The organism is Carnimonas bestiolae (assembly GCF_051251145.1).
Classification (GTDB): domain Bacteria; phylum Pseudomonadota; class Gammaproteobacteria; order Pseudomonadales; family Halomonadaceae; genus Carnimonas; species Carnimonas bestiolae.
The window spans coordinates 35,417-48,366 of the sequence record NZ_JBPCZK010000003.1 but is presented as its reverse complement, the minus strand read 5'-3'; the positions used below and the strand labels follow the sequence as shown (position 1 = coordinate 48,366).

The window sequence follows — 12,950 nt, the reverse complement described above, 5'->3', positions numbered from 1 at the left end:
CGCGAGCAAAGGGCGGTGCACCGACACGCTAGTGGCAATAAAAAAGCCCCGCCGTTGATGAACACTCAACGGCGGGGCTTTTGTGTGGTGCGTTTGGCAGCGGCGCAACTACCGAAGCGGTATTACTCGCCGGGCGCTGTCAGTTTCAGCACTGAGTGCGAATGAGTGCGCACCTTGTTGAGCAATTCGCCATCGGTGGCCAGGGCAGCGGCACGAGCGCTGAAGATCGTGTTGAGCTTCTGCTGCCAAGCTTCGCTTGAGAACTTGTCGCTAAAGCAGCGTTCCAGCAGTCCCAGCATGATCGATACCGCGGTGGACGCGCCGGGAGAAGCCCCCAGCAGAGCAGCAATACTGTTGTCTTTAGCGGCAACTACTTCCGTACCGAACTGCAGCGTGCCGCCTTTCTCGGCATCTTTCTTGATTACCTGCACGCGCTGACCAGCAACCTGTAGCCGCCAGTCATCGTCCTTGGCGTCAGGGTAGAAATCACGCAGTTCTTCGACGCGCTGTTTCTGCGATAGCAGCACCTGCTGCACCAGGTATTTCACCAGCGGGAAGTTATCCTTGGCGACCGACAGCATCGGTTTGATGTTGTTGAAACGCACGCTTTCGGGCAAATCGAGCAGCGAGCCGGTTTTCAGGAACTTGGTAGTGAAGCCGGCGAAGGGGCCAAACAGCAGCGATGTCTTACCATCGACGACGCGGGTGTCGAGGTGGGGGACCGACATCGGCGGCGCACCCACGGATGCCTTGCTGTACACCTTGGCGGTGTGCTGTTCGACAATCTCGGGTTTGTCGCAGCGCAGCCACTGGCCGCTCACCGGGAAGCCGGCATAGCCGTTGGCTTCCGGAATACCGCTTTTCTGCAGCAAACCCAGTGCAGCGCCGCCCGCACCTACGAACACGAAGCCAGCACGCACGGTGCGTTTTTCTGCACCGTTGTTAACGCTGATATCAACGTACCAGTGGCCGTTGGCATCCTGCACCAGCCCGGTTACTTTCTGCTGGTAGGCAACCTTGACCGCTTGCTCTTTCTCAAGATGGCCGATCAGGTCTCGCGACAGCGCGCCATAGTCGACATCGGCCCCCTGACGCATGCGCGTGGCGGCCAGCGACTGAGTACCGGTGCGTCCTGCAAACAGCAGCGGTGCCCACTGTTTGATTTCATCGTGATCTTCGGTGAAGGTCATATCAGCGAAGCAGGGGTGCGCGCTCATGGCCTCATAGCGCTGCTTCAGGAAAGCGACGTCGTCATCACCGCGCACAAAGCTGATATGAGGCACCGGATGAATGAAGTTTTCCGGTGCATCGAGCGCGCCTTGCTCAATCAGATAGCTCCAGAACTGCTTCGATTCTTCGAACTGGGTATTAATGTTGACGGCTTTGTCGATATTCACCGAGCCGTCGGCCGCGCGCGGTGTATAGTTCAGCTCGCACATGGCCGCATGGCCGGTGCCTGCGTTATTCCACGCGTTGGAGCTCTCCTGCGCAGCGCCATCGAGCTGTTCCACTATTTCGATCGAGAGGCCCGGCTCAAGATGATGCAAAAGCGTCGCCAGCGTTGTGCTCATTACCCCAGCGCCTATTAGCAGTACATCAACCTGCTCAGTGTTCTCGTCACTCATTTACGCTCTCCCGAATGCCTTGTGTTATTTCATTATGTGCTATTACTACGCGAAAATGCGCGGCTAATGTTGGGAATGCCTGGAAGGCTGCAGTGGGGCGAGCTGCCCCTGAGCAGTTGCCTTCGCAGAGCACTCTCGTTGCCCTTAGTGTCACATAATGTTGTATTAATTTCTCTGTGCTCTCGATCACTGGGGATGGGCCGGGATCCTTCGCAATAGTGTGGTTGCTCGGCCCGCCCATCAGTCATCCTGTGTTACAGCACCAACTCCATCCACGGTAGCCCTATGGCCAGCAACAGAATCAGGAACAGTGCGCCGAAGATGGTGCCCAATCGCCAGTAGTCGGCGGCAGGCAGAAAGCCACTGCCGAAATAGATCGGGCTGGGGCCGGTGCCATAAGGGGTGATGATGCCCATCAAGCCCAGTGACGCTACCAACATCATGCTTAACAGCTGCATGTCGATGCCCGGTACTGCGTGACCAATGGCCAGCGCGGCGGGTAGTAGGGCAGTGGTATGCGCAGTGGTGCTGGCAAACAGATAGTGAAGCAGATAAAACGCCACCACGATCACGATAATGGCCGTTAGCGGGCTGGAACCGTGTAACAGGCTGCCCCCTTCGCGCCCCAGCCAATGGATGAAGCCCACCTGCGATAGCCCCGACGCCAATGCTACCAGTGTGGCAAACCAGAAGAAGGTATTCCAGGCGGCCTTGTTACCGGTAATGTCCGACCACTCAAGCACGCCGGTAATCAGCATCACCGCAATCACCAACAGCGCTGCCATGGCGGGGCTTACATACGCGGTGCCGAAAATCCACAGCACCAGCGCAATGCACACCAGTACCAGTAGCAGGATTTCGTTGCGCGATAAGCTACCCAACTCCTTCAGTTGGTCCGCGGCCCATTTAGGGACTTCATCGTTGTGCTTGATACCCGGCGGATAGAGCCAATAGCTAAGCAGTGGTGTCGCGACCAGCAGCAATATGCCCAGCGGCGCCGCAGCGATAAACCAGGTGCCCCATGAGATATGCAGTCCGATTGCATCGTGTACCAGCGCGACCGACAGGATGTTGGGCGCTAGTGCCGACATGAACATGGTGCTGGTAACACAGGTGGTGGTAATGGCTACCCACATCAGATAAGAGCCAATCAAGCGCGAGCTCTTGTCGTTGGGCTTCGAGCCGTAAAGCGCCGGCAGGTTTGAAATAATCGGATACACCGTGCCGCCACTGCGTGCCGTATTCGAGGGCGTAAAGGGAGCTAGCACCAGATCGGCAAGGGCGACCGCATAGCCCAGCAGCAGCGTACGGCGTCCAAGGCTTTTAACCAGCAGCAGGGCCATTCGTTGGCCCAGGTGCGTCTTCTCATACGCGGTAGCGAACATGAAGGCACCGAAGATCAGCCAGACCGTCGCGTTTTTAAATCCCGACACCGCCCAGCTAAAGCTTTCGTCGGGCACATTGAAGTGATCGGAAGCAAGCTGTTCAGGGCTGAACAAGGTCCAGCGGCTGGTCAAGCTAATGATGACGATGGCTACGAGCCCCACGGCGCCGCCCGGGATAGGCTCGAGAATCAGTCCGGCAATTACACCAACGAAGATGGCGAAGAAGTGCCATGCCTGGGGGGAAAGTCCTTGGGGAGCATCAAAGAGCAGTAGTACGACAGTGCAAAGCACTGGAATCAACATGTTAAGCCAACGGCGCATGCCATTCTCCTGCAAGTGGAAGGGAAGCGGTAGAAGTACAACGCGCGCAGCTGGCGTGGAGATGATCGTCAGAATTTGGACGCTTTAATGGACGCTCGATAGCCCGATCGTGGTGTGCAGGGGAGGAACGGAACTGGCAGTGACGGGGCAGTAAGCAGTCAGACATGACAAGTGGCCGTTTGATTGAGACGGTTGCAGCGGAACGCGTCAATTATCCTTAAGGATTAATTATAGTATGTCACAAGAGTGGACGTTGAGTGAGTGCTAATTCCGTTTCCACATTCATTGCATTGACTATAAGTATCATTAGCGCCCCCCTCATTATCGATTGAGCGCCGGCAACGACGGCTAGCGTTAACTGGCGCATGTCACCCTATAGGCAGGCGGCGATGCATCAGATACTCTTGGTAGGTGTCCCATTTCAGCCACTTTCACGAGTCCGCGACCAATGACCACCTTGCGCAACGCCATCATAAAAGAACTATGCGTGAATCCAGCCATTGACCCCGAGCAGGAAATTGCCGAACGCGTCAGCTTTATTCAGCGCTATTTGCGCCGCACTGGCACCAAAGGGTTGGTGCTGGGCATTAGCGGTGGACAGGATTCGGCGCTGGCCGGCAGACTCTGCCAGTTAGCGGTGGAAGGCCTACGCCAGCAGGGCAGTGAGGTCAGTTTTTACGCGGTACGGCTGCCCTATGGCGAGCAGGCCGACGAAGACGATGCACAGGTCGCGCTGGATTTCATCGCGCCCGATCATCGCTTGGTTGTGAATATCAAGGAAGCGGCCGATGCCAGCGCGGCGGCGGCAGCTAAAGCACTGGCTCCGCTCGAGGGCGCGCCCGATCGACTGCGTGATTTCGTGCGCGGCAACATCAAGGCGCGTGAGCGCATGGTGGCGCAGTATGCGCTAGCCGGGCAGCTAGGCTGTCTGGTGGTCGGCACCGATCACGCCGCCGAGGCGGTATCCGGCTTTTTCACCAAATATGGCGATGGCGGTGTGGATATCACACCGCTTACCGGCCTCAGTAAACGTCAGGGAGCAGCGCTGCTGAAAGCGCTCAATGCGCCCGACAGCATCACCTTCAAGGTGCCCACTGCCGATCTCGAGGACGATCGTCCTGCGCTGCCCGACGAAGACGCGCTTGGCGTGCGTTACGCTGATATCGACGACTATCTCGAAGGTCAGGCGGTCAGCGACAAGGTGGCCGAGCGCATTGAGCAGTTGTTCATGGCAACACGCCATAAACGCACCGTGCCGGTAACACCGCAGGACCAATGGTGGCAGCAGGGTGAGTGATCAGCCCGATCCAGCGTTGCGCAGTGACGAATTTTACATGCATCGAGCGCTGGATCAGGCGCGGCTAGCGTTTGACGCGGGAGAAGTGCCGGTTGGGGCAGTGGTGGTGTCGGCCGAGGGGGCGATCATTGGTGCCGGTTATAACGCACCGATTGGCTGTCACGACCCCAGTGCCCACGCCGAAGTTCAGGCAATTCGCGCAGCGGCAGCGCAGTTGGGCAACTACCGTCTGCTCGACTGTACGCTGTTTGTTACGCTGGAACCCTGCATGATGTGTTTGGGTGCCATTATGCAGGCGCGCGTGGCGCGATTGGTGTACGCCGCCGCGGAGCCAAAGTCGGGAATGATCGAATCTCGGGCCAACCTTGCCGCCCAACCATGGCACTTCCACCAGCCACTCATTCAAGGCGGCGTATTAGCGTCGGCCTCTGCGCAGCTTCTCAAACGCTTTTTCAGCGAACGTCGAAGCGCCTCTCGCTAGTAGTGGTGTATTGCCTTGTGCGTCGAGCTGCTCGCCGCGTACAGCGATTGAAGCAGGCGGTCGCCGTACGTTCGGCGCACCGCTGTGCTGCCGATCGTGAGGCAAGCCAAGGTGTGATTTTCTGCGAATGCGCAGATGGCGGCCCTTTGGCGATTAAGCGGCCGAGAAGACGGCGCTGCTGCTACCACGGAAATTGCTATTCTGCGGGCGACCAACGCGGTGGCAGCCACTGCGGCGAGCCTTTGCCGTGGCGTTCTAGAAATGCTGGCAAGAAGCGTTCACTGATCAGCAGCGGGTGATGGCGGCGATAGAACACCGAGCGTCGCGCGGGGCCTGCTAGCTGCTCAGCGGCGTGGCCGGTGTTACGCGTTGAGAAGCTAAACGGCGTACGTCGGATGGCGCCATTGTGATAGAGAATATCGCCAAGCGGGCGCTGTCCCTGATGTCGCAGCCCTCGCCACGGGCCGCGCAAACCGGCTGCGGTGGTCACGCTCCTTGCCGCGACACTGGGAATACCGTCAATACTCATCACTATTTCGCGTACCCAGCCGCGGCTGTTGGCCGGTAGTTTCAGCACCTCGGTTTCGTCATGGCTCAATCGACACCAGCCTTCCAGAGTAACCTCTAGCGCAAAAGTGCCGCAGCGGCGTAGCGCTTGCGTTAGTGAGCCGGGAAGCGTCAACCATTGGCGCTGTGCGGTGGGTTGATCGAGGCAGTGGCGCTGCCAGCGGCACACAATAGCGTTCATAACATCACTCAAATTTCAGGAAGTGCCCGATTGTAGCGGTCTGGCGCACTGACTTCATCCAAACCGATGGTTCTCTCAACGTTACTTAAGGCCGTCTGAATGGGGGCGCTGGCGCTCCATCGTGGTTTATCACGCCTCGGTGAATGGTCATTCATCAGTCGCTATCAACCCGCTGTTAGTACGCTTGCCAGCGGCGCTGTAGAGCTCGGTTAGCCAGGCGCTGCGCCAGTCCACGGCGTTTTCGTTGCTTTTAGCGTGTAATTGCCATCGTCTGATCGCTCACTTTCCAGTATCATGTGCGCTCCTTCCTGGGCGGTGGGCCGAGCGCAATCGATGTGCCCATGCCTGACTTCTACTGCCAATGCAAAGAGGCCGCGTTGTCATGCTCGAACTGCGAGGTGCTGAAGCACTTTCTGAGTTCCGTCACGCCAAACTGATCGACCAACTGCGTCAATCGGTTCCCATCGTCGAATCGCTTACTGCCGATTTTGTCTACTTCATCGACACGCCTGATGCGCTGGATGCCCAGACGCAGCAACGCCTTGGCGAACTGCTCGACGCGCGTGAGCACGCCCGTGCGCGGGATGGGGCGCTTTATCTGGTGGTGCCGCGTTTAGGTACGCTGTCGCCGTGGTCAACCAAGGCCACCGATATCGTGCGCAACTGCGGCCTTGAGGGGGTGGCGCGTGTTGAGCGCGGCATTGCGTACCATTTGGTCACCTCTGCAATGCCGTCAGCAGAGCAGAGCCAGCGCATCGTTGAGCTGTTGCACGACCGCATGACTCAAACCGTACTCTTCGATGAAGCCGATGCCGTCCAGCTATTCGCTCAGCATCAGCCGCGTCCACTCAGCGAGGTCGATGTGATCGGGCAGGGGCAGCCGGCGCTGCAGGAAGCCAATGGTCGTCTTGGGCTAGCGCTCGCCGACGATGAAATCGACTATCTGGTCGCGGCCTTCACCCGTCTTGGCCGCAACCCCAGCGACGTCGAGCTGATGATGTTCGCGCAGGCCAACTCTGAGCACTGCCGACACAAGATTTTCAATGCTGACTGGACGATTGACGGTGAAGCCCAGCCGCGCTCGCTGTTCGGCATGATCCGCAACACCCACCAGCAGTCACCCGAGGGCGTGCTGTCGGCCTACAGCGACAACTCGGCGATTATCGAGGGCACCACCGCAGGGCGCTTCTTCCCCGATCCGCAGCACCATGTGTACGGCGCAACGCGTGAGCCGATCAATATTTTGATGAAGGTGGAAACCCACAATCATCCCACCGCCATCGCGCCGCATCCTGGTGCGGCAACGGGCGCAGGCGGTGAAATTCGCGACGAAGGCGCGACCGGTGTGGGGGGCAAACCGAAGGCGGGGCTGACAGGCTTCAGCGTGTCCAATTTGCGCATTCCCGGCTATCTACAGCCGTGGGAAGAAACCGACTACGGCCGTCCTGAACGCATCAAGAGCGCGCTCGATATCATGATCGAGGGCCCGATCGGCGGTGCCGCGTTCAATAATGAATTTGGTCGCCCCAATCTGGCGGGCTATTTCCGTACCCTTGAAATCGACGCGCCAACCGTCAATGGCAGCGAGCGCCGCGGCTATCACAAGCCCATCATGCTGGCGGGCGGCTACGGCAATATCCGCAGTGAGCACGTTGAGAAAGGCGACATTCCCGTCGGAGCCAAGCTGATCGTGCTGGGCGGTCCCGCCATGCTGATCGGCCTCGGCGGCGGGGCGGCCTCATCGGTGGCCTCCGGGGGCTCCGATGCGGCGCTCGATTTCGCCTCGGTACAGCGTGACAACCCTGAAATGGAGCGGCGTGCGCAGGAAGTGATCGATCGCTGCTGGGCATTGGGCGAGCAGAACCCTATCTGCTTCATTCATGACGTTGGTGCGGGCGGGCTTTCGAATGCGCTGCCGGAGCTGGTCAAGGATGGTGAGCGCGGTGGCTTGTTCGATCTGGCGGCGGTGCCCAGTGACGAGCCTGGCATGAGCCCGCTGGAGCTGTGGTGTAACGAATCGCAGGAACGCTACGTGCTGGCAATTGCACCTCACGATGTTGAGCGATTCGACGCCATTTGCCGGCGCGAACGCGCCCCTTATGCGGTGGTGGGCGAAGCGCTCGAAGCCCATACCCTGACCGTCAACGATGGGCGCATCGAGACCGGCGCCGCGCCAAGTGAGCGCGAATCAACGCCGATCGATCTGCCGATGGACGTGCTGTTTGGCAAGCCGCCAAAAATGTCGCGTCGCTACGATGAGCAAACCGTTGCCCATGCGTCGCTGCGCTTCGATGGTGTTGAACTGCGCGAGGCATTCGAGCGCGTGCTACAGCTGCCCGCAGTCGCTTCCAAAGGCTTCCTGATTACTATCGGCGACCGCTCGATTACCGGCATGGTGGCGCGTGACCAGATGGTTGGCCCATGGCAGACACCGGTCGCTGATTGTGCCGTTACCACGGCTAGCTATGACACCCTCGCTGGTGAGGCGATGGCCATTGGCGAACGTACCCCCTCGGCGATGATCAATGCGGCGGCTTCTGCGCGTATGGCGGTTGCTGAGGTGGTGACCAACATGGCCGCAGCGCGGGTAGAGGCGTTGTCGGATATACGTCTTTCTGCCAACTGGATGAGCGCGGCTGATCACGCTGGTGAGAACCAGGCGCTGTTCGAAGCGGTGAAAGCGGTGGGCATGGAGCTGTGTCCGGCGCTGGGCATGGCCATTCCGGTCGGCAAGGATTCGATGTCGATGCGCACCCAGTGGCGCACCGACGAAGGCGAACAGAAGGCGGTGACAGCACCGCTTTCCCTGATCGTGACCGGCTTCGCGCCGGTCGCCAATGCCATGCAAACGCTTACGCCCGAACTACAGCGCGGTGAGCCGAGTACGCTGCTGCTGATCGATCTGGGGCGTGGTCAGCACCGCCTCGGCGCGTCGGCGCTGGCGCAGGTGTTCGATCAGGTAGGCGATCAGTGCCCGGACCTCGAATCGGCCCAGGATCTGGCGGCGTTCTTCAGCGTTATTCAAACGCTCAACGCGGAAGGCAAGCTGCTGGCGTATCACGATCGCAGTGATGGCGGTCTGGCGGTAACGCTCGCAGAGATGGCCTTCACTAGCCATCTGGGCCTGAATATTCACCTGGACGATGTGGTCGACGCTAAAGAAGATGCTCTGGCGGCATTGTTCAACGAAGAAGCAGGCGCGGTCATTCAGGTGCGTGATGCGGATATTCATGCCGTACACCAGCGCTTTGCCGAGGCGGGGCTGGGCGATGCGGTCAAAGACGTGGCGCGCCCGCGTAGCGATGATCGCTTGATTGTGTCCCACCGCAGCAGCCAACTGCTCGACATTCCTCGGGTCACGGCGCAGCGGCTATGGGCGGACACCAGCCACCGCATTCAGGCGCTACGCGATAATCCCGAGTGTGCCGAGCAGGAGTTTGATGCGCTGCTCGATACCCAGGATCCGGGCCTGCACGCCGAGCTCTCGTTCGATGTGAACGAGGATGTTGCCGCGCCTTACCTGAACCTTGATACTCGCCCGCGCGTTGCGATTCTGCGTGAGCAGGGCGTTAACGGTCAGCTCGAAATGGCCGCCGCCTTCGATCGCGCAGGCTTCGAAGCCGTCGATGTGCACATGTCCGATCTGCTGGAAGGTCGTACCGCACTCGATTCGTTCAAAGGGCTTGCCGCCTGCGGAGGCTTCTCCTACGGCGACGTGCTGGGCGCGGGCGGTGGCTGGGCCAAGTCGGTGCTGTATCACGGCGCGGTGCGCGATCAGTTTGCGGCGTTTTTTGAGCGTACCGACACCTTCTCGCTGGGCGTATGTAACGGCTGCCAGATGCTGTCGCAGCTAGCTGAGCTGATTCCCGGCGCCGACAACTGGCCGCGCTTTGTACGCAATCGCTCCGAGCAGTTCGAAGGGCGTGTGTCGATGGTCGCTGTCGAGAAGAGCAATGCGGTAATGCTGGCCGGAATGGAAGGCTCGCGAATGCCGATTGCGGTAGCGCATGGGGAAGGGCTGGCGCGCTTCGAGAGCGATGCGGTCATGCGCGACGTGCACACCAGAGGGCAGGTCGCACTGCGTTACGTGGACAACTACGGTATCGCCACGACGCAGTATCCGGCCAACCCCAACGGCTCACCGGCAGGCATTACCGGACTGACGTCCCTCGATGGCCGCGTGCTGATTATGATGCCGCACCCTGAGCGCGTATTCCGTGCGGTCACCAACTCGTGGCGTCCGGCGGAGTGGAACGACGATGGCGCATGGCTGCGGATGTTCCGCAACGCACGGGTATTTGTCGACTAACGGCGATATTCCGTAACGTCGTGAAGAGCGGTGCAGCGAGCACCGTATCTTCCCGCGAAACACCCGATCGGTTGAATCAAAACGGCCGAGCGGGTGTTTTTTTATGCCTGACGAAAAGCAGCCGAGCTAGGACGGTCAAAGCTCGGCGTTCGGTATCCGCAGAGGCTCAGCCAACCGCCTTCCGCCATGCGATGGCTCACTGCACACGCATCAGCGGCCGTGCTAGCTAAGGCGATGAATAGGAGCGGGCGTGCGTTTTGCCACGCTTGGGGTGTTAGGCGGCAAACAGCTGTGCGCCGATATAAAGCCCGATGGTAAAGACCGCGTGGCCTGCCAACATCAGCCCGATTGCTTTGGTCTGATTGGGTGTTTTCGATGCCAATAGCCCGCCGCCAAGTGCCGGGACCAGGATTAGCAGGCCGCACAGAGTGCTCAAGGTAAACCCAACCCAAATGATCGGTGTCCAGTAGGGGGCTGTAATGAAGTGAGCGCCGCCAATAAGCACCATCAGCAGCGCATACACCACTCCGACGACATAGTGAAACAGCCAGCCCACTGCTTTGTCCTGTTGGCTAACCGCAGGCGCGGCATCGCCGAGATGGAAGAATTTGCCTTGGGGCAATCCCTGCACCCACTGACCGACCACGCCCCAATTGCTGCCCCCCAAGCCTGCGGCCTTGCTAAGCAAAAGCGTCCACGCATCAAGGAGTAACGTGGCGATACAGCCAACGACAAGGCTATAGGCAAGTACGGTCAACATAGTGGCTCCCAAGCGTTGTTCTAAAAGGCGTTTCTCCACCTGACGAGAGGTGAAGGCAGCGTTTCGATCATCAATGAAATCACCGACATTACACCACAGTGTGGGCTACCATGGGGCGTTGATTCCCAATTGATAACAGCGGTGTGTTTTCTTCAGTGCCCAAGCTTCGTCCCTATCAACAGCAGGCGGTGGAACGTGTGATCGCCTATTTCCGCCATTCCGACGAGCCTGCCGTGGTGGTACTGCCCACCGGTAGCGGTAAGTCGTTGGTGATTGCCGAACTAGCACGCTTGGCGCGTGGCCGCGTGCTGGTGCTGGCGCACGTGCGCGAACTCGTCGAGCAAAATCATGCTAAATACGAAGCCTATGGGCTCGAGGCGGACATCTTCAGTGCCGGGCTGAAGCGCAAGCAAAGCAGTCGCCAGGTGGTGTTTGCATCAGTGCAGTCAGTGGTGAATTCGCTGTCTTCCTTTGCTGACGGCTCCTTCACGCTATTGGTCATCGACGAATGCCATCGTGTCGACGTGGCGACAGCCTCCACTCCGCGCAAAAAACGCGGTGCCAGCAGCTATCAGAAGGTGATTGATACCCTGCGCACCGCCAATCCTCGGCTTAAAGTGCTGGGGCTGACGGCGACGCCGTTCCGATTGGGCAAAGGCTTTATCTATCACCGCCATTACCATGGAATGGTGCGCGGTGATGAGCAGGCGTTTTTCCGTGAATGTGTTTACGAAATGCCGCTGCGCTGGATGGTGCGCAATGGTTACCTGAGCGAACCCAAACGCATTGATGCAGCGATTGCCGGTTACGATTTCTCTCACTTGGTGGCCGATCACAATGGCATGTTCAGCGAGCAGCAGTTGGCAGAGCGAACTCAGGGCAATCGTGCGACGCCCGCTATTGTCGGAGAAATCATCGAGCGTGCGCAGCAGCGCGTCGGCGTGATGATCTTTGCCGCGACCGTACAGCACGCTGAGGAAGTCACAGCGTTATTGCCTGCCCAGCAAGCTGCGCTGATTACCGGCAATACCGAGTCAGCAGAGCGCCAGCGCTTGATCGAGGCGTTCAAGGCGCAGCAGCTAAAGTATCTGGTTAACGTGGCGGTGCTCACCACCGGCTTCGATGCACCGCACGTCGATATGATTGCGATTCTGCGTCCTACCGAGTCGGTGGGGCTCTATCAGCAGATTGTCGGGCGTGGGCTGCGTCTGGCGCCGAACAAACAAGAATGTGTGATTTTGGATTACGCTGGTAATCCGTGGGACATCTACGCCCCTGAAGTGGGGCAGCCACGTCCGGCAGCCGATACCGAGCCGGTGCAGGTCGAATGCCCGGAATGTGGCTTTGCCAACCTGTTTTGGGGGCGCAAGGATGGGGAACTGGTGATCGAGCACTTTGGGCGTCGCTGTCAGGGACTGATCGAGGACGACAATGGTCACACCCAACAGTGCGACTTTCGCTTCCGTTTTAAAAGCTGCCCGCACTGCGATGCCGCGAATGATATCGCTGCACGCCGCTGTGGCAGCTGTGACGCGACCTTGATCGATATTGACGATCACCTGAAGCAGGTCCTGAAACTGCGCGGCGCGAAAATTATCAAGGTGGCAGCGATGCGTCTCACGCGAGCGCTCAATGGTCGTGGCCTCGAGCGATTGAAGGTGGAGTATCTCGATGAGCAGGGCGAAGGGCTGAGCGAGTGGTTTGCGCTCGAAACCGCCGCGCAGCGGACGGCGTTTTACCGTGTCTTCCTGGATCTTCACATCGCCGCGCCCGCACTCCGCTGGCAGCCTGAATCACTCGATGAGGTACTGGCGGCCCCGCAGCGACTGCGCGCCCCCGACATCGTTGTGGCGCGTAAAACCGGACGTCACTGGAATATAGCCGAGAAAATCTTCGATTATCAGCTGCGCGGCGGGCGTACCCGCTTGGCACAGGCTGCTGCTGAGACGCGTGTTATCAGCGAATAGCGGGGGCTCGAGATTGTTTATGGCAGGGAACGTCTATCTATAGGCTGTTTCTATCTT

General features: G+C 59.2%; 8 protein-coding genes. 4 read left to right on the top strand and 4 right to left on the bottom strand.

Annotation, left to right across the window (positions count from 1 at the left end; all coding sequences use genetic code 11):
• Window positions 1-122: 122 nt before the first annotated feature.
• On the bottom strand, window positions 123-1,625 hold the full coding sequence (gene mqo / locus R84865_RS05220) for a malate dehydrogenase (quinone) (RefSeq protein ID WP_435630964.1): 1,503 nt from the start codon (window positions 1,623-1,625) through the stop codon (window positions 123-125).
• Between the two features lie 254 nt (window positions 1,626-1,879).
• Window positions 1,880-3,331, bottom strand: a complete 1,452-nt coding sequence (locus R84865_RS05215; RefSeq protein ID WP_435639023.1) for an anion permease — start codon at window positions 3,329-3,331, stop codon at window positions 1,880-1,882.
• Between the two features lie 448 nt (window positions 3,332-3,779).
• On the opposite strand from R84865_RS05215, the gene nadE reads away from it, so the two are divergent.
• Both nadE and tadA read left to right on the top strand, forming a co-directional pair.
• The gene (gene nadE / locus R84865_RS05210) at window positions 3,780-4,628 is read left to right on the top strand and encodes an NAD(+) synthase (protein ID WP_435630962.1); all 849 of its coding nucleotides are present in this window, start codon (window positions 3,780-3,782) and stop codon (window positions 4,626-4,628) included.
• 16 nt (window positions 4,629-4,644) lie between these two features.
• Window positions 4,645-5,109, top strand: a complete 465-nt coding sequence (gene tadA, locus R84865_RS05205; RefSeq protein WP_435631196.1) for a tRNA adenosine(34) deaminase TadA — start codon at window positions 4,645-4,647, stop codon at window positions 5,107-5,109.
• A 196-nt stretch (window positions 5,110-5,305) separates the two neighbouring features.
• Here tadA and R84865_RS05200 read toward each other — a convergent pair whose 3' ends face one another.
• Window positions 5,306-5,857 carry a chorismate--pyruvate lyase family protein gene (locus tag R84865_RS05200; RefSeq protein ID WP_435639022.1) on the bottom strand — a complete coding sequence of 184 codons (552 nt, stop codon included), beginning with the start codon at window positions 5,855-5,857 and terminating at the stop codon, window positions 5,306-5,308.
• Window positions 5,858-6,239: 382 nt separating this feature from the next.
• Between R84865_RS05200 and purL the strand changes: the two genes are divergently transcribed.
• Window positions 6,240-10,166 carry a phosphoribosylformylglycinamidine synthase gene (purL, locus tag R84865_RS05195; RefSeq protein WP_435639021.1) on the top strand — a complete coding sequence of 1,309 codons (3,927 nt, stop codon included), beginning with the start codon at window positions 6,240-6,242 and terminating at the stop codon, window positions 10,164-10,166.
• A gap of 274 nt (window positions 10,167-10,440) precedes the next feature.
• Here purL and R84865_RS05190 read toward each other — a convergent pair whose 3' ends face one another.
• Entirely contained in the window at window positions 10,441-10,926 is a 486-nt protein-coding gene (locus R84865_RS05190) for a DUF2938 family protein (protein ID WP_435630959.1), read from the bottom strand.
• 143 nt (window positions 10,927-11,069) lie between these two features.
• Here R84865_RS05190 and radD point away from each other — a divergent pair, with 143 nt between their 5' ends.
• On the top strand, window positions 11,070-12,893 hold the full coding sequence (gene radD, locus R84865_RS05185; RefSeq protein ID WP_435639020.1) for a DNA repair helicase RadD: 1,824 nt from the start codon (window positions 11,070-11,072) through the stop codon (window positions 12,891-12,893).
• Window positions 12,894-12,950 lie beyond the last annotated feature (57 nt).